Raw genomic sequence first — 24,850 nt, forward strand, 5'->3', positions numbered from 1 at the left:
TACCACCCCGGTTCCGGTCGCGATATGACAGCCAAATCGGCGCCGATGGCTGGCATATCGCGACCGGAGCGGGGTCGGCTCAGAGGTTTCCCTCCGCATACACGCGGAGGGCGTCGCGGACGAACTCCGCCCCGTGCGTCCCACCGGACGACGTGGCGTAGTTGGCGCCGAAGCGCGGATCAGCGACGTACATCTCGCCGAGTCCGATGACGTACGCCTTGACCGATGCATCCGGACCCTGCGCCCGCCGAGCGGCGGCCGCGGGGGTGCCCGGGATCCCGGTCAGCCACTCGACGTGGCGTCGCGCGAGCTCCTGCGCCTCGGTCGACGCAGGGTCGATGCCGCTCTCCGCGGCTGCGACCCAGTCTCGCCCGAGGTCGGATACGCGCTGCTGCCAGTCCGCGCGCTCGGCGTCGGTCATCCCGCGCCACCAGCTGTCGCTGTCGGCGTAGGCCTTCGCGCCCCAACGCTCCTCCACCTCCTCCCGATGCCGGGTGTGGTCGAAGCCGTCGAACATGTTCTCTGCCATGAGGTTCTCACCTCCTCTCAGTGCTGTGATGGTGGTCTCGACCGACGCGATCTGCCGCGCCAGCCGGGTCTGTTCCTCGCGCAGCAGCGCGAGATGCGTTTCGAGTGCTCTCGCCTCGCGCTGCTCTGCACCCTGCGTGACCGAGCCCGTCGCCGGGCCGAGGACGTCGGCGATCTGGGTCAGTCCGAGTCCGAGCTCCCGCAGCAGCAGGATCCGCTGCAGGCGCACGAGCGCCGCGCTGTCGTAGTGCCGGTAGCCGTTGTGCGCGATGCGCGAGGGCGGCAGCAGTCCGATGTCGTCGTAGTGACGCAGCGTCCTGCTCGTGGTGCCCGCGAGTCGTGCGATCTCCTGGATCGACCAGTCCCGTCTCATCCCCGCCTCCCTTCCCTCACCTGTGCTTCTCTCTGCCGCCGACTCTATTTGTTGACGTTGCGTCAAGGTCAAGCTCGAACATCAGGCCGCTCCGGTCGCGATATTCCAGCCAAAAGCCGCGCCTATGGCTGGAATATCGCGACGGGAACGGGGATGGGGTTGACACAGACGAGATATATCGTGTTATTGTCGGAGAACACGATATATCGTGACCCTCGAAACCAGGAGAAGCACATGACCGAGAAGTGGCTCATCGCCCCCGGCGAAGAACGCGTCATCGACATCGAGTCCGTCACCCGCCTCAAAGTGGGTCTGGTCGGCGGGCAGGTCGATGTCATCGCCCACGACGAACCGGGCATCCGCATCGAGGTGCACGGCGTCACCACCAAAGACCTCCGCATCGAAGCCCACGACGGCGAGGTGGAGATCGACCACCCGCAGCTGGGATGGGACAACTTCCTCGAGGTGTTCCGGAACTTCGGATCCGGCGGCCCCCGTGCCGAGGTGAGCGTCGCCGTCCCCCGGTCCGTCGCCCTGAACCTCGGCGTCGTCAGCGCCGGCGCGCTCGTGTCCGGACTCCGCAACGACACGCGCCTCAACACCGTGTCGGGTGACATCATCGTCGACACGCTCATCGGCGACCTGACGGTGAACTCCGTCTCGGGAGACGTGCAGGTGCGCGGCCTCACCGGCTCGATCAGCGCGAACAGCGTCTCGGGTGACGTGGCCGTCACGGGTGCCGTGCGCAAGGCCACGATCGACATCGTCTCGGGAGCCACCCTTGTCGACGCCGCGGGCGACGTGAACACGATCACCGTGAACTCGGTCTCCGGCGGAACCACCGTCCGTCTCGACGAGTCGCTCGCGGCGAACTACGTGATCCGCACGCTCAGCGGACGCCTCCTGATCGACGGCGTGGAGCGCAGCTCCTCCGGCCCCAGCAACTTCACCGGGACGACGGGCGAGCTCGCGGGACGCTTCGTCGACCTGCGCGCGAACTCCGTCTCCGGCGGGGTCACGGTGCTCCGCCGCACCCCGGCATCCATCGAGGACGACGCGGAGTGGGAAGCATGAGCCCCGCAGTCTTCTCCCACGGCGACCTGCGCCTGTACCTGCTGTCCTTGCTCGCCGAGTCGCCCCAGCACGGCTACGGCATCATCCAGTCACTGACCGATCGCACGGGCGGCACGTACACCCCCAGCGCCGGCACCATCTACCCTCGGCTCGCGAAGCTCGAGGAGGACGGTCTGGTCACCAAGACCGTCGACGGCCGCACCACGATCTACGCGATCACGGAAGCCGGGCGCGCGGAACTGGCCGCGCGGGAGAACGACCTCGCCGGCATCGAGGCTGGTCTCACGGATTCGGTGCGACTGATCGCGACGGAGGTGCGCCAGAGCGTCCAGGACGCGATGAAGAGCCTTCGGGCGGATCTCGCCGCTGCGGAGAAGGACGACCGGACCGCGGCGAAGAGCCGCCCCCGCACGGCATCCGACGACTCCCGGCTCCTGAGCCGCGAGGAGATGCATCGGGCGGACGCGATCATCAACGCGTTCCGCGCCCGTGTGCGCACCGACCTGCGCACGCATGTCGCGAAGGGCGGATCGCTGCCCGCTTCCGTGGTGACGGACCTCGAGTCCGCGCTCGACGAGGCTGCGCGGGGCGTGACGGTCGCTCTGAGCTCACCCGGCCACTGACCCGAGCCGCTCCCGTCGCAGAAGGTGTCGGTACCCGTGAGGGTCACCGACACCTTCGGGAAGGGACGCCGACGGGCGAGTGCTACTCGGGCCAGATCTCCTTCTGCTCGTCCGGAACGGACTCTCCGAGCGGGACGACGAGGATCGAGCGATGCTGTCGATGCGCGAGCCGCGCGGCGACGGAGCCGGTGAAGAACTCCCTGATCGACTCGCCGATGCCGCGTTTGCGCGTGCCGACCACGATGAGCTGCGCGTCGAGCTTGTTGGCGAGCTGCTTGATGGCGAGCGCCGGGTCTCCGACCAGCTGTCGCGCCGTCCAGGTGACATCCGTCCCCGCGAGCATCTTCGCCGCCGCGGCCTCCACGGCCTCGAACTCGGCCGCCCCCGCGTCGAAGTTGATGTCGATGGGAGCGGAGTGCACGTAGCCGTCGGGGTCCTCGTAGGTGACGAACCGCGTCACGTCGACGTGCGCGATCACGAGGGGCGCGCCGAGCAGTCGCGCGTAGCGCACGGCCTCGTGGATCACATGCGGGTCCTGATCCAGCTGCATGCCGACAATGACGGCCCGCTGCAGCGCCGCGTTCTGTGCGGCCTCTTCGGAGGGAGTGGAGGTGCTGTCGGTCATGAAGATCGTTCCCTTCACCAGCCTGGCGTCAGCCAGAGGGTCTTACCCGCGTGCTATTCTGAATGCTACTCTTACCGGCCTCGAGCCGGTGTCGTGAATAATGCCCCGGGCCTCATCCGCCCGCGGCTTGACTCGTGAGGGGGTCTCGCGCATGGGCCGTGGCCGTCAGAAGGCGAAACACACCAAGATCGCCCGCGAACTCAAGGCGTACAGTCCGTCGGTGAACTACTCCGCGCTCGAGCGCGAGCTGGCTCACCCGACGGACGAAGACGCTTACGTCGACAAGTGGGCGGACGACTATGCCGACGAAGACGAGGACGAACTAGAGAAGGCCTGACAGCCGATCTGGAAGAAACACCCGCACGCTGTGCGGGTGTTTCTTCGTGTCTGCACGCGGTTTCCGTTCCGGCCGCGAGCGGAACGCAGGGCGCGCCGGCCCGCCCTGGCGAATCGCGCCCCGGCGACGCACGCGCGCAGAGCGTCACCGCGCCAGGTCGTCGGAGCGCGAATGTCAGCGCTCTCCAGCATTCCAGAAGATCCCCCGATTTCGTGGTGCTCCAGCGCTTGTGAGCGCAAACATTTTCTGATTTGATGTGCATGTGATCGACGACGCTCCGGCGTCAGCCCCCGCACCGGGCGGTCCGAAGAACATGACCTCAAAGAGGAGAACAGCATGGCAATCACCCCTCGCTTCACCCGCACCGCCGCGATCGTCGCTGTCGGCGCGGTGTCGGCCTTCGGCCTCGCAGCCTGCTCGTCCGGCGACTCCGGTGGCGGCTCCGCCGACGGCGAGCCCGTCACGATCGAGTACCTGCACCGCCTCCCCGACGGCGAGGGCATGACGCCCACCTCCGAGATCGTCGCCCGCTGGAACGCCGATCACCCCGACATCCAGGTGAAGGCGACGAAGTTCGACGGCAAGTCGAGCGACATGATCCTGAAGCTCGAGACCGACGTGAAGGCCGGCAACGGCCCGTGCCTCGCGCAGACGGGATACTCCGAGGTGCCGCAGCTGTTCGTCAAGGGGCTGCTGCAGGACGTGGCCGACGAAGCCACGAAGTACGAGGACGACTTCTCGGCCGGAGCGTTCAGCGCGATGAAGGTCGGCGACGCCATCGTGGGCCTCCCCCAGGACACCGGCCCCCTGGTGTACTTCTACAACGAGGCCGAATTCACGGCGCTCGGGCTCGACGCTCCGAAGACGCTCGACGATCTGACGGCCGACTCGGCCACGGCCACCGCGGCCGGCAAGTACGTCACCGCCTTCACGTCCGACGAGGCACAGAACTGGCTCGCCGGCCAGTCGGCAGCGGCCGGCGACACCTGGTTCAGCACCGCCGGCGACGAGTGGAAGGTCGACGCCCAGGGCGCGGGCTCCGAGCGCGTCGCCGCATTCTGGCAGGGGCTGCTCGACAGCAAGCAGACCCTGGCGACCGAGCGCTGGGGCGAGGGCTTCACCGCCGCACTGAACGACGGCAGCCTCATCGGCCACATCGGCGCCGCATGGGAGGCCGGCTTCCTCCTCGACTCGCTCGACGGCACTCCCGCCGAGGGCCAGTGGCGCGTCGCCCAGCTCCCCGACTTCGGAGCCGGCGCGATGAGCGGCCCCGACGGCGGCTCCGGCGTCTCGGTCATGAAGGGCTGCGAGCACCCGGCGGAGGCCATGGAGTTCAACGACTGGTTCAACACGCAGGTCGACGACCTCGCGTCGCAGGGCCTCGTCGTCGCCGCGAAGGGCAGCGTCGAGACCCCGGAGAAGATGCTGCGCCAGTTCGGCGGACAGGACGTCCTCGCCGAGCTCGCCACCGCGACCGAGAACCTGAACCCGGACTTCCCGTACGCGCCCGGCTTCTCGACCCTCTCGAAGATGAACGAGACCGCCGCGGCCGCCGTGGCCGGCACGGCAAAGGTCGCGGACATCTTCACCACCGCGCAGGACACGGCCGTCGCGTCGCTGAAGGACCTCGGCCTCCCGGTCGCGGAGTGAGCGACCGAGAAGGCATCATCGGATGATCGACGGCGGAGTGCACGCGCAATCGTGCACTCCGCCGTCGTCTCGAGATCGAGAGGCGACACCATGGTCACAGTGACCGAGACGCGGACGACACCGGCTCCGGCACCCCGCACTCCCTCAGCCCCCGCGCGCCGACGCGGCTTCGGCACACGACGCGAGGGCCTGACGGGCTGGCTGTTCATGACGCCGTTCGCCCTGCTGTTCCTCGTCGTCTTCCTGGTGCCGATCATCGTCTCCGTGCGGTCGGCGTTCTTCGCGCAGGTCCCCTCCGGTGGGGGGCTTTACGGGGGCGGCGAGCTGGTCGACACCTTCGTCGGCCTCGAGAACTTCGTCACGGCCGCGACGAATGGAGCCTTCTGGACCGGCATGGGTCGGGTCATCCTCTACGCCGCCCTGCAGATCCCGGTCATGATCATCGCCGCGCTCGCGCTCGCTCTGCTGCTGGACTCGTTCATCGTGCGTCGACCGACCCTGTTCCGGCTCTCCTTCTTCCTGCCGTACGCCGTGCCGGGGATCATCGCCGCGATGATGTGGCTCTATCTCTACACGCCGGAGGTGTCGCCCTTCCTCCCCTACCTCCCCGAGGGGACGGACTTCATGGCGCCGGGGACCATCCTGTTCTCGATGGCGAACATGACCACGTGGACCTACACGGGCTACAACATGCTCATCTTCCTGTCGGCGCTGCAGGCCGTGCCGCGCGACCTGTACGAGGCGGCGCGCCTGGACGGAGCATCCGGCTTCCAGATCGCGATGCGCATCAAGGTGCCGCTCGTGCGCGGTGCCGCTCTGCTCGCCGTGCTGCTGTCCATCATCGGCACGATCCAGCTGTTCAACGAGCCCGTGGTCCTGCAGGCGGCGAACTCGTGGATGGGCAAGGACTTCACGCCCATGATGCTCACCTACAACACGATGATGGGCGAGCTCTCGCCCTCCGGCAGCGGCCCGGCGTCCGCCTACTCCCTGCTCATGGCTCTGATCGCGGGAGTGCTCGCGATCGTGTACGCGCTGCTGCAGCGCCGGAAGGGCGACGCATGACCACCACGCGCCTCGTCACCACAGCCCCACCCGCATCCGTGCGTCGACCGCGACGCCCCCGCGATGCGGACGCTCCGCCGCCCTCGATCGCTCCGGGACCAGCGGCTCGCGCGTTCGGCATCATCGCGCTCGTCGTCGCCACGCTGTATTTCCTGGTCCCGGTGTACTGGCTCATCGTCGCGGCGACGAAGAACAACGCCGACCTCACCTCGACCTTCGGCTTCTGGTTCGCGGACTGGAACCTCGACACCAACTACGACAGCCTGATGAGCTGGACGCAGGGGCTGTTCTGGCGGTGGGTCGGCAACTCGATGCTGTACTCCGTGAGCGCCGGCGTGATCGGCACCCTGTTCGCTGTCATGGCCGGCTATGCGATCGCGAAGTTCGCCTTTCCGGGCAAGCGCATCGCGGTGGGGGTGATCATGGCCGGACTCCTGCTCCCCGTCGCGCTGCTGACCGTGCCGCTGTACATCGAGTTCCACGCCCTCGGACTGACGAACACGATCTGGGCGATCATCATCCCCTCGGCGGTGTCTCCGTTCGGTGTGTTCCTCGGCATGGTCTACGCGCAGTCGTCGGTGCCGACCGAACTGCTGGAAGCTGCCCGCATCGACGGAGCGGGGGAGGCGAGGATCTTCTTCACGATCGTGCTGCGGCTTCTCGGCCCGGCGATGGTGACGATCTTCCTGTTCATCTTCGTCGCGACGTGGAACAACTTCCTCCTCCCGCTGATGATGATCTCGAGTCAGGATCTGAAGCCCGTCACCCTCGGCCTCTACGGCATGGTGAGCTACTTCTCCCCGGACAAGGGCGCCGTCATGCTCGGAGCGCTGCTGGGCGTCATCCCCCTCGTCCTGCTCTTCTTCACTCTGCAGAAGTACTGGCGTTCCGGCCTCGCCGCCGGCGCCGTCAAGGGCTGACCTCCCCGCTCTCCCCACCCCCCACCCGCCCCACGTGTCCGCCCTCGGCCCCTGCCGAGGGCGGACTTCTGCGTTGCAGGAGCCTCGCGATTCCCGCGCGCGGGCATGACGAGTGCACGGGAAGCCCGCGAACGCACGGGACATCCACGTGGACAAGCCGTGCGCTCGACGAGAAGCCGTGCACTCGACGGGGAGGGAGCGGCACACGAAAGGCCCGGAGGCGGGATGCCTCCGGGCCGTTCGTGCGCCAGCTGGTCAGCTCAGGCGACGTCTCCGCAGCCACAGGGTCAGGCCGAGGCCCATCGTGAGAAGCGCGGCGAGAGCCGCACCGGTCCAGATCGCGCCGTCGGCACCCGTCGTCGCGAGGCTTCCCCCGCTGCCGCCACTGCCGCTACCCGTCGCAGCCGTGACGGCGAGGTCGCCCCGAGCCAGCTCGACACCCTGGGCATCGGTCGCGACCAGCGCGTGCGCGCCGGCCGGGGTCGACGCCGGAATCGTGACGGTCGCCACCGCGGCGCCTTCTGCTGACACGGTCACCTCCCCGATCCGCACGGGCTCGGAGTGCAGCCACAGCTGCACCAGCGCATCGGCCTCGAAGCCGCTCAGCTGCACGGTCACGCTCGATCCCGCGACGACAGAGCCGATGGAGGCCGTGACGGTCGCCTTCTTCCCCGGCTTCGCCTTCTTGACCTTCAACGGTGCGCTTGCGACTTCGGCGCCTGCCGCATCCCGCACGATGACCCTGTGCTTCCCGACCTCGGCGTTCGCGGGGATCAGCAGCCGCGTCGTCAACGCGCCCTCCGCATCGACCGTGGCATCCGTCAGTCTGGTGCCGTCGAGCCAGACCGACACCGTCGACCGCGGCGCGAAGCCCGTGAGCGCCATGCCCACCGTCTCTCCGGCACGCACCGTGTCGGTGTCGAGCCCGAGCTTCGGGTCGATCACCGGGTTGCACGCGCTCAGGTCATCCGCAGGACGGGTCGCCGGAGCGTGTCCGGCCCGCGGTGCGGAGGAGCCGTAGACGGCCATCTCGGCGACCGCGGCGAACTGTGTCCCCGAGATCGAAGAGAGCGCCGTCACGCGGAGGTAGCGGGCCGTGGTCTCCGCGAAGTCCACGTCCTGCCACTCGGCCACGTTCTTCCACTCCCCCGAGGCCACGGGTGTGTACGCCTGTCCGTCCGTCGACACCGCGACCTCGTATCCCTTGATGGGCCCGTTCTGGTTCGCACCTCGGCGCAGGTACGAGATGCCGTCGACCTGCTCGGCAGCACCGAGGTCGAACGTCAGCACGTGCGGGTACGAGGTGGCCGCCGAGCTCCACCGGCTGTGCCAGAACGTGCCGGCGTTGCCGTCGAGCATGTTCGCGGCAGCGCCGTCTTCGCCCGAGGTCTCCTCCGAGCTCGCCGTCGCGGTGATCTGCGCGTTGGGGATGCGGGCCCGCGAAGACACCGACACCTCCTGCGTCGTCCCGACCGTGCGCACATCACAGTCAGCGAGGTACGTCGCCGCGATCCCGATGCCGACCGTCGTGCCTGCGGCGTCCGCGGGCGCCGTGATCAGCCAGGTGGTCTCCACGCTGTCGCCGGCCGCGACCTCGTCAAACAGGTTCGATGAGTCATCGGCGACCTCGACCACGTAGCCTTCGGGCACCTCGAGCTGCACGCCGATGTTGTCCACGGCGATCGACTCGCTGTTGGTGAAGGTCGTGGTGAAAGCGGTCTGCGTGCCGGGGCTGAGCACGGCGGCCTCGCCGGACACCGTCGCGCAGGGCGTTCCTCCTGGCGTCTCGCCGAGGTCGGTGACCGTGAAGTCGTCGAGCACGAAGTCCACGTCCGGACCACCCACCCGCTCGAGTCCCACCCAGGTGTAGTCGCCGCATCCGACGATCACGTCCTGGGAGAACTCCGTCGTCTGCAGCGCCTGCGTGAGGCCGGTGCGACTGAGCGTGGTCGAGGTGACCTTCCCGCCCGCGACCGCGTCCGTGCCGGTGAGCCAGCGGTAGGCGCCGCTCGCGCCGACCTGGTAGTCGAATCCGATCCGATAGGTGTGCCCGGGCTGCAACGAGACGAGCGTCGGGTCGGTGCGGTAGACGACGCCGCTGTTCTCGGAGTGCGACATCAGCGAGTGCTCGCCGTTCAACGTCGTGTCGACGGCCATCCCGGCGAGGGCGCCGGCGTCATACGGCTTCGCCGTGTTGCGCCAGTCGCTGCTCGTGTAGGGGTCGTGTCGACGGGAGATGCTCGTGCGCGGATCGTCGATGCCGTTGGCGTCGCCCTTCACGAACGGCCCCCAGCCCGCCGCGTTGCCCTCGAAGTCGTTCGAGTACACCGTTCCTGCCGCGAACGGCGCCGTGGTGTCGGCGGAGACGCGGGCGTTGTCGATCCGCACCTTCGCCTCTCCGGCCGCCGCCGCGACGGACACGCTCACTTCGCCCGACGCGGGGGCGAGGAAGGACACCGCGCCGCGCTGGTAGTACTGCCCGGCCTTGGAGTCGGCGCGCATGTAGTTGTACGTCGGCGAGAGGTTCCACGTTCGGTCGACTACGCCGGCGCCGGTGTCGACCGCGACGGTGACGTCACGCGTGGCGGTCGGATCGATCTGCACCTGCGCCGAGAACGCGTACCGCTGTCCCGGCGTGAGCCCGGTCACCGTCTGGGATATCGAGGAGGCGGAGGCTCCGAGGACGGCGATGTTGTCGCCCCGGGACTCGTTCTTCGCGGCGCCCACGTCGGTGCGCTCGAGCGTCACATCACCCTGCGGATGCCACACATCCAGCGAGCCTGCGTTGAAGCCGGGATCGTCGAGGCCCGCATCGTGGTATTCGACGGCCGCGCGCTGCGCTCCACCCTGCGGAACGACCACGTACGCGGTGCCCTGCTCGCCCTGGACGGTGAGCGTGCCGTTCACGGCGTCGACCGTGCCGACCTTCACTCGCCCCTGATCACCGAGCTCGAACACGTCGAAAGCCGTGTTCCCCTGGAACGCCGCCGTGAGGTCGAAGGTCTTCTCCCCACCGGACGCGCTGTAGAAGTACATCTTGTCCGCGTCGACGGGCGAGCCGGAGTCCTGATTCGACGCGAGCGACTGCCACGGGAGCAGGTAGGAGTCGCCGCGCAGCACGGTCGCGCCGTCCATCGTGACGACCCTGGTGTCGCCGTCGATGCGCACCGCCACGTCATCCGTGAACGTCGCCTGCGCACCTGCGTCATACGTCAACAGGTCGAAGTGCTGCAGGAACTTGGTCGGCAGGCTCTGCGTCCAGATGTTGTCGACGAAACCGTCCCAGTTTCGGTTGCCGACCCAGCCCTCGGCGTCGACAAGGCGCTGTTGGCCGAGCAGGGCGTCGTCGTTCCAGACGTCGGCCTGCCCGTTCTGGATGAAGCGGACCATGGTCGAGTTGATGCCCTTGTTGGTCACGCCGCCGTAGCCCAGATCGTTCGGCCAGTGGGACCAGACCGTGCTGTCGACGAACTTGTCGCCCCACTCGGTCGCGACCTCGAGATCCATGGCATTGAGCTCGTCCGCGAGCTCCTCCGCGACCCAGCCGTTGGAGTAGTACACGTCGATGTAGACGCCGCTGAGGCCGGGCACCTCGTCGCGCAGCCGCTGGAAGCGGTCGAGGACCCGCCCCGTTCCGAGATCCGTCTGCTGGTTGATGTAGTACGACTGGTCGAGCCAGTTCCAGCCCGGTTTGTAGGGCGCCGTACCGTCGAGGATCGCGGAGTCGAACGCGTTCGCCTGGGGGTAGATCTCCGTGGCGTTGACGTGCACGCTCATGTCGGCGTTGAGCTTCGCACCCTCGTCGACGAGGGTGTTGACGTCGGCGAGTCCGCCGGCACGCTCGTTGTAGTTCCCGCCGTAGTCGGTGTTCGCCGAGTCGTGGCCCTCGCTGCCGAACCCCTTGTTGAGCACCCACTGCCCGAGACCGTCGGTCTGGTTCGCGATCCGTTTGGTGTTGTCCAGCGTGAGGTCGAAGTAGTTCGTCGCACTGGAGGCGAAGTTGAACGGGATCCTGCTGACGACGCGCTCCGCGACCCGGTCGGCACCGAGCCGCGGAGTGTCGACCTCGCGGTACCGGATCGCAGCGTCCTGCCAGTCGACCTCGGCGTCACCGTTGCGGTCGGCGGCGAACAGCACGGTCACCCGCGGAAGCGCGTAGGTCGTGACCCGGCTGTCGACGGCGGTCGTGGGGTGGATGAGCCAGGCGCTGGATCCGATCTCGGCGGTGCGACCCGCCGTCTCGGTCACGCGCGTGGTCAGACGCGTGTTCCAGGAGGCTGTGCCGCCGGAGGCCTGCGTCGTCGCGTTGGTGATGACGCTGCCGACGAGGGCGCCGGTGCCGAGGAAGGCGAAGGCCGCCCCCTTCTGGCCCGTCGGCGTCGCGGCGTTCACGGCGATGTGCTCGTCGGCGTTCTTGGTGCTGTCGGGGCTGATGACCGTGCGGTCGAGCACGGCGCCGGCACCGGCCGATCCGGAGAGGAACGCGTTGTCCGGAAGGCCGAGCGTATTGACGACGGCCGTTCCCTCGATGGCAGTGACCTCGAAGGCCACCGTGCCGTCTTCCGCCACACGGATGCTGCTGCGCACCGTGACATCGATGCCGGTCAGCTGGGAGACGTAGTCGATGCCCGTCGCAGTCGGCGTCGACGTGGTCGTTGCCGCGTAGGCCTTGCCGTTCACCGCCCACGTCTTCGCGGACGTGCGCTGTCCGTCGATGCTCTCCGTCCCGATCCGGTAGCCGGTGATCTGCGGGAACCCGGTGGCGACCACGGCGGTCGTGCCGCCGTTCGCGATCTCGACCGTGTCCACCGTCTCTCCGGGGCCGGGGTTCTCCGGCTCCGTGACGATCGGAGGCAGCTGTTCATCGGACAGGATCTCGATCTCGCCGGCTCCTCCGCCGGTGGTTCCCTGTGCGTCGATGATCAGGAGGGCGACGAAGCGGCCGTCCTTCGCGGTGCCGAGTTCGATGCGCTGCTTCTCGCCGTCGGCAGTGGGCGCGTGCAGAGTCGCGGTCGCGGCTGCGGATCCCCAGCCGCCGTCGGCCGGTGACGTGCGAGCGGCCTCCGCATCGTCGGTGACGTAGACCCCCACGGTCTTCGCCGCCACGCTCTGTCCGCGCTTGACGGAGTAGTCGAGGGCCTTCACCGAGAGCGACCGCTGCAGGTCGACGGCGATCCAGTGCGGGAACGGCGCGCTGGCCGCGTACCTCGAGGTCCATTGCGTGGTGAAGTCGCCGTCGAAGGCGCCGAGGGCCGTGCCGTCGAGCGCTGGTGGCGCCGGCCACGGGTCGGATTCGCTCGACACCGCGTGCAGGCGGTAGTCCGCCTTGGGAACGGGGATCAGTTCGGCTGCCTGCGCCGCCGGCGCCTGGACGAGCACGCCGCCGAAGGCGAGGGCCGTCGCCAGCAGGGAGCTGACAGCGACCGCCGTCCGGGGCGGTCGGGGGGATTTCGACACGTCTTGCCTCTCGATCGGAGCGACGGTCGGGAGAGGGGACGCCCCGATGCGCCGCAGGTGGGTGTCATCGATACGAATCGATGTTTGCGCTATCACCGTAGAGCGAGACAGTCGCTTAAGACAAGAGATCGGTGCGCGGAAGCGCAAACATTGGCCGAAGGTCATGCCCGCTGAGACGTCGGAGCCGCTCGCGCACGATGTGCGGAGCGGCTCTGGACGGGACGGCCTCAGGAGCCGATGAACTCCTCGGTCTCCCCGAACGAGGGACGCTCGCGGATCTCGACCCGCGAGCCGAGCCCGTCGGTGTCGAGCACCACGACCTCGTTCCGCCCCTCGCGCCACAGCGGCGCCGGGGCGTACAGCGTCTCCTGCGGGCCGACGCTCCAATAGCGCCCGAGCAGGAAGCCGTTCAGCCAGACCATGCCCTTGCTGCCGTCGGGGAAGGCGAGCCACGCGTCGAGCGGCTCGGCGATGTCGAACGACGCGACGGCGGCGCCGTCGTCTCCGCCCGATCCGACGAGGTCAGGAGCCGTCTGGGGGATGGCGCGATGCGTCCAGCCGTTCACGAAGCGCCGTCCGATCATCACGCCGCCCATGATGCCCTTGCCTTCACCGGTGTACGGGCCGTAGTTGATGCGCCCGAGGCTCTCCACCAGGAGCGTGAGCCGCCCGCCGCCGCCCTCGACGGGAAGAGCGAGGGTCGTCTGACCGTCTCGTTCGAGCACGCCGAGGCGCCGGTCGTCGAGGAAGACGACGGCGCGATCGTGCAGGCCGTCTACTGTGAGCGTCGCGTCCTCCGGGAAGGACACCTCGGTCTCGTAGGCCGCCAGCCCGTCCTCCGCGCCGAGCTGCTCGAAGGTCAGCGGCCGAGGCGACGGCTCTCCGACGGCAGGGGTCGCGCGGACGACATCGAGCAGCGAGGCCACGGGCTCCAGCGCGGTCGAAGCAGCACGCTGACGTCGGGGCTGCGGCGGCACGGGCGGGAGTTCTCCGGAATGGAAGGGCGCGAACAGCGCACGCAGCGCATGGAACTTCTCGCCCAGCGTGCCGTCCTCCCCGATCGGCGCATCCGAGTCGTAGCTCGTGACGGTCGGCTGCAGCACCTCGTCGTGATTGGCGCCGTTCCACAGCCCGAAGTTCGTGCCGCCGTGCGCCATGTACAGGCTGACCGAACCGCCCTCGTCGAGCAGCTCGCGGACGGTGCCGCCCATGCTGTCGGCGGACCGGACGTGATGCCGCTCGCCCCAGTGATCGAACCAGCCGCCCCAGAGTTCGCTGCACATCAGAGCCTCGCCCTCACGACGCAGAGCTGCGGCGACCGGGACGCCGGTTCCGAAGGTGAACGTCGTCATCGCCCCGGGGACACTGCCGTGCGCGATCATGTCGGGGGTGATGCCGTCGGCGGTCGTGAGCATCTCCACCATGCCGCGCCGACGCAGTCCCTCGCTCAGGTGGGCCAGGTACGCCGCATCGCTGCCGAACGAGCCGTACTCGTTCTCGACCTGGACCGCGACGATCGGTCCCCCGTGCGACGCCTGGAGCGGGACGAGCCGCGGGATGAGCTCGTCATACCACGCATCGACCGCGGCGAGGAAGTCGGCATCGCTGGTGCGGAGGGCGGCCACCCGACCGGACACCCAGAAGGGGATCCCGCCGTTCGACCATTCCGCGCAGATGTACGGGCTGGGGCGCAGGAAGACGTCGAGTCCGACCTCGCCGGCGAGCCGGATGAATCGCTCGACATCGCGCCATCCATCGAAGCGGATGTCACCCTCGACGCGCTCGTGGAAGTTCCAGGCGACGTAGGTGTCGACCGTGTTCGCGCCCATCGCCGCGAGTCGCCGGAGCCGGTCCTCCCAGAGGTCGGGGTGCACGCGGAAGTAGTGGATGGAGCCCGCGAGGATGCGATGAGCGACGCCGTCGCGAAGGATCTCCCCGTCGCGCCAGGACAGGGCCGGCGCGCCGATCGGCGCCGCGGAGGCCGGGGCGACGACAGCGAGGGAAGAGCCGTCGTGAGCCGAGGCGAGAAGGTCAGGCATAGCGCTCCAAGCACGAGTGTTTGCGTTCACATTATCGCATCGCCGATGTGCTCGCCTCCCGATTTTCCGCCGATTGATCGCTACCATTGGGCACATGTCACCTCGTCGCCCGAGAGACGACCGCGCCCCCAGCCAGGTCGACGTCGCCCAGCTCGCCGGAGTCTCGACCCAGACGGTCTCGCGCGTCATGTCCGGGCAGGACAACGTGCGGCCGGACACCGCCAAGCGCGTGCTCGCCGCCGTCGAGGAGCTCGGCTATCGGGTGCACGCCGCCGCCGCATCGCTCGCCTCCGGGCGCACGCGGGTGCTCGGCGTCATCGTGGTGTCCACCGACCGGTACTCCTCCGCCGCGCTCGGCGTCGGCATCCAGCAGGCCGCGGCAGCGAACGGCTACACGGTGACCACCGCGGCCGTCGCCGACCACGCCTCAGCGGAGTCGTTCCTGGAAGCGTTCGATCGCCTGGAACGCCAGGGAGCGGAGGGCATCATCCTCGGTGTGCCGGTCGAGCTGGAGAGTCCGGCGATGAAGACCCGCACCGAACGGACCCCCGCGACCCGGAGCGAGCGCACCTCACTCGACGAGAACGCCCCGCTCGCGGTCGACCAGAGGGCGATCGCGCGACTGGCCGTCGAGCATCTGCTCGACCTGGGGCACGAGACCGTGTGGCATGTCTCGGGAGACGACTACTGGACAGAGACCCAGCAGCGCAGCGAGGCCTGGGAGCAGACGCTGCGCGATCGCGGCATCGCACCCCCGCCGGTCATCCCGGGCGACTGGACTCCCGAATCGGGGTACCGCGCAGGGCGCACGATCGCGGCGATCCCGGAGGTGACGGCCGTGTTCGTCAGCAGCGACGAGATGGCCTTCGGACTCATCCGCGCGCTGCACGAGGCCGGCCGCAGCGTGCCGGAGGACGTCTCGGTGGTGAGCGTCGACGACATCGCCCTCGCCGCCTACGCCTCACCCGCCCTGACGACCGTCCGTCAGCCCTTCGAGGCGATGGGCCGCGCGGCCGCCCTGCGCCTCATCGCCCAGATCGAGGGTCATGAGGCGCTCGGCGAGGTGCCCTCGACCGATCCGCAGCTCATCGTCCGGTCGTCCACCGCGCCGCCGCGCGCCCGTCGCTGACGGAGTTCACCAGCGCCCGTGCCGGCGCTCCCACTCGTCCTCGACCGTGCGCCGACGACCCGCGACGATCCCGGCAGGGATCGACACCACGAGCACCGCGCCGACGACGAGGAGCGGCACCTGCCACCCTCCCGTGGTCTCGTGGAGCATCCCGACCAGCAGCGGGAAGACCGCCGCGATCGCGTAGCCGAAGCTCTGCACGAAGCCGCTGAGGGCGACCGCGCTCTCGGGGGTGCGCGCTCGGATGCTGAGCAGCACGAGACTGAGCGGGAACATGATGGCGGTGAGACCGAAGATGCTGACCCAGAGCGGCAGCGCCACGGTCGGTGCGAACAGGAGCCCGAGAAGACCGACCAGTCCCGCGCCGACCGCGACGAAGAACAGCGGCCGGGTGGCCTGGAACCGCACGACCAGGATCGGCACCAGCATCGAGCACGGCAGCCCGATCAGCGCGAACAGCGACAGCAGGAACCCGGCCGTCGCGGGAGTGACCCCGCCGATGTCGACGAGCATCGTGGGAAGCCAGGCGAACGACACATAGGCCATGGTCGATGACGTGCCGAAGACCAGAGCCAGCGCCCAGGCGAGCGGAAGTCGCCAGAGCCGACGGAACACCTGCGGGCTGGCCGACTGCGTCGTGATCGGACCGGTGGAGGCGGCGACCGCGTCGCGCACGTCGTCGACCCCGTCGGTCGGATCCGGCACCAGGAGCTCGGTCGGCATCGGCCGGTCGTCCGCGGAGCGGCTGCGGATGAGGAGCGTGACCCACGGCACCAGGGCCAGCGCCGCGACCACTCCCCACATGCCGAGCGAGACCCGCCAGCCCAGCGAGTCGGCGACCGGGACGGCGACCAGCGGCGGCAGGAACGTCGAAGCGGCCAGCGTGGTCGAGTACGCGGTCATCATGACGCCGAGACGGTCGGGGAAGTACTTCTTCACCAGGGGCGGCAGCAGCACGTTGCCCGACCCGACGCCCGCGAACACCACTGCAGTCGCCGCGAGCAGCGTCCAGGAGTCCGGCGCGAGACCGCGCAACAGCATCCCGGCCGCCATGAGCACGATCGCCGAGACGGCCATCCGCTCGAGGCCGAACCGCCGCTCGAACAGCGGAGTGAGCAGGCCGAACAGGGCGAAGCAGACCGGCGGCGCCGCTCCGATCAGGCCGACGACCACCGGCGACACGGGGAAGTCGGCGGCCACGTGATCGAGCACAGGGGACAACGAGGCCACCGCAGACCGCAGGGAGAACGCGACGAGCACGATCCCGATCAGCGCGAGAGCCCGCCCCTGCCAGAGCGGGCGCCCCATCGACGAGTTCGGGGACCCGGACATCAAGAGGTCTGCGACCCCTCCACCCACGCCAGGTACTCGTCGGACACGGTGCCGGTGACGTAGCGGCCGTCGAAGCAGCTCATGTCGAGGTCCTCCAGAACGGAGCCCTCGGTGATCGCGGCCTTGAGGTCCTCGACCTCCTGGTAGACGAGGTGGTCGCAGCCGAGCTCCTCCGCGATCTCCGGAATGGTCCGCCCGTGCGCGATGAGCTCGTGGCGCGAGGGCATGTTGATCCCGTAGACGTGCGGGTGGCGCACGGGCGGAGCCGCGGAGGCGAAGGTCACCGAGGCGGCCCCGGCGTCCCGCGCCATCTGGATGATCTCCTTCGAGGTCGTCCCGCGCACGATCGAGTCGTCGATCAGCAGCACGTTCTTGCCCTGGAACTCCGTGGACATGGCGTTGAGCTTCTGGCGCACGCTCTTCTTGCGCACCGCCTGCCCCGGCATGATGAAGGTCCGGCCGACGTAGCGGTTCTTGTAGAAGCCCTCGCGGTACTCGATGCCGAGCTTGCGGGCGACCTCCATGGCTGCCGGACGGGACGAGTCCGGGATCGGCATGACCACGTCGATCTTGTCCATCGGGACGTGCTTCGCGATCGTGTCCGCGAGCTTGTCGCCCATCCGCAGACGCGACTCGTAGACCGAGATGCCGTTCATCACGGAGTCGGGTCGGGCGAGGTAGACGTACTCGAACGCGCACGGAGCCAGGTGCGTCTCCGTCGCGCACTGCTTGGTGAACAGCTCGCCGTCGTTCGTGATGAACACGGCTTCGCCGGGCTCGACCTCGCGGACGACCTCGTAGTCGCCGTTCTCCAGCACGAGCGACTCGCTCGCGACGACCCACTCGTCGCGCCCTTCCGCACCGGGGACGGTGGAGGGACGGCGACCGAGGATCAGGGGGCGGATGCCGAACGGGTCACGGAACGCGAGCAGACCGTAGCCGGCGATCACGGCGATCACGGCGTAGGCGCCCTCGATGCGCTCGTGCGTGCGGGCTACTGCTTCGAAGATGCGCTCGGGGTCGAGGTCGACGGTCGAGGTCGTGTTCTGCAGTTCGCCGGCGAGCACGTTGAGCAGCAGCTCGGTGTCGCTCGAGGAGTTGAGGTGACGGCGGTCGCGCTTGGCCATGTCGGCCGTGAGTTCACGCGTGTTGGTGAGGTTGCCGTTGTGGATGAGGATGATGCCGTACGGCGCGTTCACGTAGAACGGCTGCATCTCCTCCTCGTTCGACGCCGTGCCCTTGGTGGCGTAGCGCACGTGACCCAGACCCACGTTGCCGAGCAGCGCGCGCATGTCGCGGGTGCGGAAGGCCTCGCGGACCATGCCCTGCGCCTTGGCGTTGTGCATCACGCCGTTCGCCTCGGCGGTCGCGATGCCCGTCGCATCCTGGCCGCGGTGCTGCAGCAGCAGGAGTGCGTCGTAGATGTCCTGATTGACGGGGGCAGAGCCCACCATTCCGACGATGCCGCACATGGGCTTCTACTTCGCTCCGTCCGCGTAGGCGCCGACCAGGCGCACCGCTCCACCGTCGACGCCCTTGGCGCCCTGTTCGAATTCGCCGGAAGGACGCGGGCCGAAGCCGACGTTCCCGACCTGCCACGAGGGCATGCCCTCGGCGTTCAACGCCGCGATCGCGGCATCCTTCTTGTCGGCGGCGACCACGGCGAGGAAGCCGATGCCGAGGTTCCAGGTGCCCTCCGCGGATTCCAGGGTGGAGCCGGCGATGTCGCTGAGCACGCGGAAGACCGGGCTGGGCGACCACGTGCTGCGATCGACCTCGACCCAGCTGCCCTGCGGGAGGACGCGCGCGAGGTTCGCCGCGATGCCGCCGCCGGTGACGTGGGTGAGCGCGTGGACTCCTCCGACGCCGTGGGCCCCTCCGGCCCCGTGGGCCCCTGAGCCTGTCGAAGGGGTCGAAGGGGTCGAAGGGGTCGAGGCGAGCTGGTCGATCAGCCGCAGCAGCGGGAGCGTGTACAGCCGCGTGGGTTCGAGGAGAGCCTCGCCCCAGGTGGTGCCGAAGTCGGCCGCGTTGTCGGCGTACGAGATGCCGGCACGGGTGATGATGTGGCGGACGAGCGAGTAGCCGTTGGAGTGCAGTCCGCTGGAGGCGACGGCGATCACCGCGTCACCGTCCTGCACGAGCTCGGCGCCGAGGACCGCATCCGCCTCGACGACTCCGGTCGCCGCGCCCGCGACGTCGTAGTCGCGCGGACCCAGCAGACCCGGGTGCTCCGCGGTCTCGCCGCCGACCAGCGCCGTGCCCGTCGCCGCGCACGCCTCGGCGATGCCGCGCACGATGTCGGCGATGCGCTCCGGGACGACCTTGCCGCAGGCGATGTAGTCGGTCATGAACAGCGGCTTCGCGCCCACCACCACGATGTCGTCGACGACCATGCCGACCAGGTCCTGCCCGATCGTGTCGTGCTTGTCGATCGCCTGCGCGATCGCGACCTTCGTGCCGACGCCGTCGGTGCTGGTCGCCAGCAGCGGGCGGCGGAAGTCACGCAGCGCGCTGGCGTCGAACAGCCCGGCGAAACCGCCGACGCCGCCGAGCACTTCAGGGCCGTGCGTCGCCCGCACGGACGACTTCATCAGCTCGACGGCGAGATCACCGGCAGCGGTGTCGACGCCGGCTTCGGAATAGGGGTTGGTGGGGGAGGCAGCCACCCTCACAGCCTACCGTCCGCAGCCGGTCCGACTCTCCGCACGGACGGACCTCGGATCCGAGGGTCTTCCCCGCCTACGATGGGGCCATGTCCGACAAGCCGCAGTGGCTCATCCGCGAAGATGCGAGCGTCCCGGTGCTCGTCGCGCTCGCGCTGCGGCAGGCGCTGGGGATCAGGGTGCCGGACGACCTTCCCACGCTCCGCGAGCTGGGGGTCAGGGCTCCGGATGCCCCGGACGCCTCGCCGGCGGTCGAGGCGCAGTGGCGCGACTACTGGGACATGACGGTCGAGCCCCGGGCGCATCCGTCGGGCGTTCCGCTCGAGCTCATCGACGGATTCGACACCCTCGTCGCGCTGCCGGCGACCGGCGCGGAGGAACTCGCCGCGGCGATCGCCCCCCACGCGGAATCCGCTCTCCGCTACGCGCGCGCCGCGCACGACCGGTACGTCTCCTCGATGAAGAGCCACACCGGAGGAGACGCCTACCGCGCGTACGCCAGCGCCATCGCGGAGTTCGAGCGCGAGATCGGCCGCCGCGCCCACTCGTTCGAGCTCAACGTCCAGGTGCTCCCCTTCTCTCAGCGGGGCATCTGGTGGGTCGGCGCCCTGACGGTCGCAGTGACCGACGGCCTTCGCCGCGACGTCGTGGCCTTCGATGCCGCCATCCGCCCCGTGATCGCCGAGTTGGCCTAGCTCCGGCGCCCCGCGCGATCCGCGCGAGTGCACGGGAACCCGCCGAGTGCACGGGATGCAGGCGCGCGAAAGCCGTGCGCTCGGCGGGAAGCCGTGCGCTCGGCGGCGCCGGGCGGCGCGGGGATCAGTCGTCGATGACCGTCTCGCGGTCGACCTGCACGACGCGGTCGTGGCGCCGGGCGACGCGCTCGAGGACGAGGCCGACGACCCCGCCCAGGGCGAGGCCGATCGGCACGGTCCACAGCAGCAGGAAGCCGAAGACCTGACCGGGAGGGTAGACGACGTCGAGCGCCTGCGATTCCTCGAAGCTGCCCGTCCAGGTGAGGATGGCGGCGGCGATGATGCCGACCACGACGCCGATGCCCATGAGCACGCCGTACCGCGGCACGCGGCGCACGGTCGCTTCGACGGTCTGGTGGGAATCGGTGGGGGCCATGCATCCATTGTCCCACCGTCGGGCCGGAGCGCGCACCGGTCTCCCCCTCGCCCCCGCCCCGCCCGCTCCCGCCCGCTCCCGCCCGTGCCCGCCCGTGCATCTGTCGGACGGTTTCACGGATGCAGGGCAGGACGCGGCTGATCCGTCCGACATCCGGACATCGGCCCGACATCCGTGCAGAGCCGCGAGCGGACGTGCCGGATGGACGAGACGGGGGACGGGGAACGGGGGACGGGACGGGAGCGGGTGGGAGGGCCCTCCGGGTGGAGGGCCCTCGGGGTCAGGCGGTGGGGGTCGCCTTGGAGTCGTCCGCGCGGTTGCGGCGGGCGATCAGCACTCCCCCGGTCGCGGCGAGCGCGACGACGACGAGCCCTCCGACGATCCACGGCCACACCGGCGCGCCCTCCGCCGTGGCGGGTTCGGTCGCGGCGGTGACGGTCGCCGTCGTCTCGGCCTCGGCGTCGACCTGCTCCTCTGTGGCGATGCCGCAGTCCGCGTTCACCGGGATCACGGCGGAGACCGGATCGAGGGCCTCACCGGCGGCGTACGTGCCGAAGGCCGCGGCCCCCGCCTCGGTCAGCGTCGTCGGGAGCGCGTCGAGCGAGAGCGCCCCGTCTGCGACCGCTGCGTCGCCGAGGGGGAACTCCGCGAGGCGGACGCCCTTCTGATCGACGCTGTCCCCGCCCTGGGTGGTGCCGGTCACGTCGAACACGATGTACCCGGTGTCGCCGGCGAGTTCGAGCCGTGCGTTCGCGAGGGTCGTGTTCAGCGCTCCGTCATGGCCGGTGAAGGTGATGCTGCCGCCGTAGGAGATCTGCCCGGTGAGTGTCTCGTCGTCGAACGAGCCCGTGCCAGCGCCCCACGCGTAGGCGGGGTACTCGTAGGAGACGTCCGTGAGCGTCCACCCTCCGCGGGCGATGCCCTCGATGTAGGTGCGGAACGACTCCTTGTATCCCCAGGTGAGCGAGGCACCGTCGACCGTGCACGCACCCATCACGGTCGTGGCTCTGGCCAGGGTGAAGACGAGCCCGCGGTCGACCGACCCCTGGAAGGTCAGGGTGTGCTCGCCGTCCTCGAGACCGGCGGGGAGCGACCCCGTCCAGGTCGCCACGCCGTCGGCATCCGCGGTCACCGTGTCGAGCAGCACCGGCGAGGAGTACACGACGACCTGGATGCCCTTCTCGCCCGCCTGGAATCCGGATGCCGACACGACGGCCTGCCGGCCGGCAGCGAGGGCCGCGAGGTTCTCCTCGTCGATGTCGATCCCGGCCGCCGCGGGTGCCGCGGCCGGAAGGGTCTTCTTCACCGCGACGGCGGCGACGGCGACGGTGCCCGTGGTGCCGGTCGGCGCCGCGGCGACGGAGCCGATCGTGAACGACACGGGGTTCAGCGTCGTGCTGTAGCCCGAGAGCACGCGATCGCGTCCCGCGGCCGTCAGCGTCGCCGGAGCCGCGGCGTAGGAGACCGCGCCGTTCGCCGTGGTGCGCACGGCACGGGTGAGGTCGAGCGTCGCGAACGGGATCTGCTCTCCGCCGTTGGTGACGGTCAGGGTCGCGGAGCCCGCGGAGGTGATGCGGATCTGGGGGTTCGACACCGTCACGTCGAGGACGCCGTGGTGTCCGGTGAAGCGCACGGAGCCGCGATACACGACGCTGCCGAGACCCGTGCCCGGGTCGAAGTCGCCGCCGACGGTCTGCCCGAACTGGAACTGACCGCCAGAGCGCGTGGCTCCGTTCGACACCTCGATGGCGCCCTGCGCGATCGGGCCCGTGACGTAGTTCGCGAACGACGAGGAGATCGCCCAGCGCAGCGAGCCGCCTGGCACGCTCGCCGGCGGGGTGGCGGGCTTCGCCGGGGTCGTCGGCTTCGTGGGCTCGGTGGGCTTCTCGGGCTCCGTCGGCGTCTCGCCGCGCAGCGCCTTCCAGTGGGCGTCCGTGATCGTTACGGCGCCCCGCGCGTGGATGGTGTCCGCCGTCGGCATCGTGTGCTGCTGCCACACGATCACCTCGTAGGACTTCGCGGTGTCGAGGCTCTTCGCCGCCGCGGTGAGGTCGACGGAGAAGACGCCGAAACCGATGTCGCGCACGTACTGCATCGCGAGGAACCCGCCACCGGCGGTGACATCCGCCTCCGTGCCCGCCTCGATCAGCGCGACGTAGACGCCGGAGACATCCGCGAGGCCGGATGCGGATGCCGTGACGGTCAGACCGTCCTTCGCGGTCGCGGACTTCACGGCGACTGCGACGGCGGGGCCGGGAGCCGCCGGCTGCAGCGCTTCCCAGTGCGCATCCGTGAGGACGACGGTGGTGCGGGCGTAGATGGTCTCCGCGCCCGGCATCGTGTGCTGCTTCCAGACGATGACCTCGTACGCCTTGGTCCGGTCCAGTGTCTGCGCGGCAGCCGTCAGGTCGACGCTCAGCGCGCCGCCGGTGATCGGCCGCACGTACTCCATCGCGAGGAATCCGCTGCCGGTGGTGACCTGGGCCTCCGTGCCCTTCTCGATCAGCGCGACGTAGGCGCCGGGGATCGCTCCGAGGTTCGACGCGGATGCCGTGATGCTCAGGCCGTCCTTCGCGTTCGCGCTCTTGACCGTGGCTGTCACGGCGGAGTGCTCGCCGTAGTTCAGGGCGACGCTGCGCTCCTGTGCGGCGTTGACGACTCCTCCTGCCGCGTAGGTATAGACGCCGTAGGAGCCGGGCGTCGCCGTGGTGTCCTTGAGCGTCAGCGTGGTCTGGAACGTGCCGTCGGCGGCGATGTCGACCCACTGCGCGCGAATCGCAGCCTGGTACTGCGCCGGGACCTGATCGAGCACGCCCTCGGCGAGCGCCCACACCTGAGCGCCGACGGCTCGGCTCGACGACGCGGCACCTGCGGACGGCTGCCACACGGAGGCGAAGTTGCCGAACACCACGTACGTGCCCTGCGGCAGATGCTTCGGGATCGGCGCACCGCGGCCGCCGACGTTCGCCGTCGGGTCATAGCCCGAGCCCTTCACGACGACCTCGTCTCCCGCTGTCAGCGCGACACCCGCTGCCGGCGTCGTGCCGTCGGCCAGGAACACGTCGAGCTTCGCGGATGCCGGTTCGGGCTCGCCCGGGTCCGTGCCCGGCTCGGTCCCCGGCTCAGTGCCCGGCTCCGTGCCGGGGTCCGTGCCCGGGTCCGTGCCGGGGTCGGTGCCGGGGTCGGTGCCGGGATCGGTACCGGGATCCGTTCCCGGCTCCGTGCCAGGATCCGTTCCCGGCTCCGTACCCGGCTCGGTCCCCGGCTCCGTGCCGGGATCCGTTCCCGGCTCCGTGCCAGGATCGGTCGGTGCCGGGCCGAACACCGCGTCCCACTGCTGCGCCGAGACGGAGACGTCACCGCGACCGTAGATCGTGGCCTCACTCGGGTTCGAGTGCTTCTGCCACACGAGCACCTCGTAGGTCTTCGTCCGATCCAGAGACCCGGCGGGGGCGACCAGCGCGAACGAGCTCTCCCCTCCGGCGACGGTCGGCATGATGAACGCCGCGTATCCGCCGCCGCCGCTGAGCCCCGCCTCGGTGCCCTTCACGATGAGCGCCGCATAGGCCCCTGCGACCTCCGGCAGCCCCGCCGACTGCACCTGCACGCTCAGGCCGGCGGCGTCGGACGAGGAGACGGTCGCCGCGACGGTGGCCCCGTCGGCACGCGCGGGCGGCACGATCACCGCTCCGGCGGCGATCAGGAGGAACGAGACGAGGGCGGCGAGCAGCACGCGTATGCGTGAGCTTGCGGACGATGCTGTGGCAGTGGGATTCACGATTCTCCACGGCTCCGGGCACGCAGAAGGCACGCGTGCCGCGGTGCCGCAATGCGGTCGAACGACAGGGAAAGTTAGGCTTGGCTAAGCAAGCCGCCGATCCCGAGCGTAGGGCGGCAAGCTGGT

17 protein-coding genes are annotated in these 24,850 nt (G+C 69.6%); 8 read left to right on the forward strand and 9 right to left on the reverse strand.

Features of this window, described 5'->3' with window-relative positions; all coding sequences use genetic code 11:
- Window positions 1–79 precede the first annotated feature (79 nt).
- Window positions 80–901 carry a MerR family transcriptional regulator gene (locus tag F6A08_RS16220; RefSeq protein WP_151460030.1) on the reverse strand — a complete coding sequence of 274 codons (822 nt, stop codon included), beginning with the start codon at window positions 899–901 and terminating at the stop codon, window positions 80–82.
- Between the two features lie 234 nt (window positions 902–1,135).
- On the opposite strand from F6A08_RS16220, the gene F6A08_RS16225 reads away from it, so the two are divergent.
- Both F6A08_RS16225 and F6A08_RS16230 read left to right on the forward strand, forming a co-directional pair.
- The gene (locus tag F6A08_RS16225; RefSeq protein WP_124894735.1) at window positions 1,136–1,975 is read left to right on the forward strand and encodes a DUF4097 family beta strand repeat-containing protein; all 840 of its coding nucleotides are present in this window, start codon (window positions 1,136–1,138) and stop codon (window positions 1,973–1,975) included.
- The gene (locus tag F6A08_RS16230) at window positions 1,972–2,598 is read left to right on the forward strand and encodes a PadR family transcriptional regulator (protein ID WP_017204298.1); all 627 of its coding nucleotides are present in this window, start codon (window positions 1,972–1,974) and stop codon (window positions 2,596–2,598) included. Before F6A08_RS16225 ends, F6A08_RS16230 begins: the two co-directional genes overlap by 4 nt.
- An 82-nt stretch (window positions 2,599–2,680) precedes the next feature.
- Here the strand turns inward: F6A08_RS16230 and F6A08_RS16235 are convergent, their stop codons facing one another.
- Entirely contained in the window at window positions 2,681–3,223 is a 543-nt protein-coding gene (locus F6A08_RS16235; protein WP_017204297.1) for a universal stress protein, read from the reverse strand.
- Between the two features lie 151 nt (window positions 3,224–3,374).
- On the opposite strand from F6A08_RS16235, the gene F6A08_RS16240 reads away from it, so the two are divergent.
- The 4 genes from F6A08_RS16240 to F6A08_RS16255 all read left to right on the forward strand — a co-directional run bounded on the left by F6A08_RS16240 (window position 3,375) and on the right by F6A08_RS16255 (window position 7,195).
- A complete protein-coding gene (locus F6A08_RS16240) occupies window positions 3,375–3,560 on the forward strand; it encodes a DUF3073 domain-containing protein (protein ID WP_017204296.1) in 186 nt (61 codons plus the stop codon).
- 336 nt (window positions 3,561–3,896) lie between these two features.
- A complete protein-coding gene (locus F6A08_RS16245; RefSeq protein WP_017204295.1) occupies window positions 3,897–5,210 on the forward strand; it encodes an ABC transporter substrate-binding protein in 1,314 nt (437 codons plus the stop codon).
- A gap of 90 nt (window positions 5,211–5,300) precedes the next feature.
- A complete protein-coding gene (locus F6A08_RS16250; protein ID WP_124894733.1) occupies window positions 5,301–6,275 on the forward strand; it encodes a carbohydrate ABC transporter permease in 975 nt (324 codons plus the stop codon).
- Window positions 6,272–7,195, forward strand: coding sequence for a carbohydrate ABC transporter permease (locus F6A08_RS16255; protein WP_017204293.1), 924 nt, complete (start codon window positions 6,272–6,274; stop codon window positions 7,193–7,195). The genes F6A08_RS16250 and F6A08_RS16255 overlap by 4 nt, the downstream gene beginning before the upstream one ends.
- 255 nt (window positions 7,196–7,450) lie before the next feature.
- Here F6A08_RS16255 and F6A08_RS16260 read toward each other — a convergent pair whose 3' ends face one another.
- Window positions 7,451–12,652, reverse strand: coding sequence for an endo-alpha-N-acetylgalactosaminidase family protein (locus F6A08_RS16260; protein ID WP_151460031.1), 5,202 nt, complete (start codon window positions 12,650–12,652; stop codon window positions 7,451–7,453).
- 227 nt (window positions 12,653–12,879) lie between these two features.
- Window positions 12,880–14,691 (reverse strand): glycoside hydrolase family 35 protein, encoded by a 1,812-nt coding sequence (locus F6A08_RS16265; RefSeq protein ID WP_151460032.1) that lies wholly within the window; start codon window positions 14,689–14,691, stop codon window positions 12,880–12,882.
- 94 nt (window positions 14,692–14,785) lie between these two features.
- Here F6A08_RS16265 and F6A08_RS16270 point away from each other — a divergent pair, with 94 nt between their 5' ends.
- The gene (locus F6A08_RS16270) at window positions 14,786–15,820 is read left to right on the forward strand and encodes a LacI family DNA-binding transcriptional regulator (RefSeq protein WP_017204290.1); all 1,035 of its coding nucleotides are present in this window, start codon (window positions 14,786–14,788) and stop codon (window positions 15,818–15,820) included.
- Window positions 15,821–15,826: 6 nt separating this feature from the next.
- Here F6A08_RS16270 and F6A08_RS16275 read toward each other — a convergent pair whose 3' ends face one another.
- Genes F6A08_RS16275 through purM form a run of 3 tightly spaced genes read right to left on the reverse strand, consistent with a single transcriptional unit; the run spans window position 15,827 to window position 19,818 of the window.
- The gene (locus tag F6A08_RS16275; RefSeq protein ID WP_124894730.1) at window positions 15,827–17,152 is read right to left on the reverse strand and encodes an MFS transporter; all 1,326 of its coding nucleotides are present in this window, start codon (window positions 17,150–17,152) and stop codon (window positions 15,827–15,829) included.
- Window positions 17,152–18,624 carry an amidophosphoribosyltransferase gene (purF, locus tag F6A08_RS16280; protein WP_017204288.1) on the reverse strand — a complete coding sequence of 491 codons (1,473 nt, stop codon included), beginning with the start codon at window positions 18,622–18,624 and terminating at the stop codon, window positions 17,152–17,154. The genes F6A08_RS16275 and purF overlap by 1 nt, the downstream gene beginning before the upstream one ends.
- 6 nt (window positions 18,625–18,630) lie before the next feature.
- Window positions 18,631–19,818 carry a phosphoribosylformylglycinamidine cyclo-ligase gene (gene purM, locus F6A08_RS16285; protein WP_192576800.1) on the reverse strand — a complete coding sequence of 396 codons (1,188 nt, stop codon included), beginning with the start codon at window positions 19,816–19,818 and terminating at the stop codon, window positions 18,631–18,633.
- 86 nt (window positions 19,819–19,904) lie between these two features.
- On the opposite strand from purM, the gene F6A08_RS16290 reads away from it, so the two are divergent.
- Window positions 19,905–20,510 (forward strand): hypothetical protein, encoded by a 606-nt coding sequence (locus tag F6A08_RS16290; protein WP_017204287.1) that lies wholly within the window; start codon window positions 19,905–19,907, stop codon window positions 20,508–20,510.
- A 124-nt stretch (window positions 20,511–20,634) separates the two neighbouring features.
- Here F6A08_RS16290 and F6A08_RS16295 read toward each other — a convergent pair whose 3' ends face one another.
- Together F6A08_RS16295 and F6A08_RS17720 are read right to left on the reverse strand one after the other, a co-directional pair.
- Window positions 20,635–20,946 (reverse strand): potassium transporter Trk, encoded by a 312-nt coding sequence (locus F6A08_RS16295; RefSeq protein WP_151460034.1) that lies wholly within the window; start codon window positions 20,944–20,946, stop codon window positions 20,635–20,637.
- Window positions 20,947–21,226: 280 nt separating this feature from the next.
- Complete coding sequence (locus F6A08_RS17720) at window positions 21,227–24,724, reverse strand: HtaA domain-containing protein (RefSeq protein WP_192576801.1); 3,498 nt, start codon at window positions 24,722–24,724, stop codon at window positions 21,227–21,229.
- Window positions 24,725–24,850 lie beyond the last annotated feature (126 nt).

Origin of the sequence: Microbacterium algeriense (genome assembly GCF_008868005.1) — a bacterium.
Classification (GTDB): domain Bacteria; phylum Actinomycetota; class Actinomycetes; order Actinomycetales; family Microbacteriaceae; genus Microbacterium; species Microbacterium algeriense.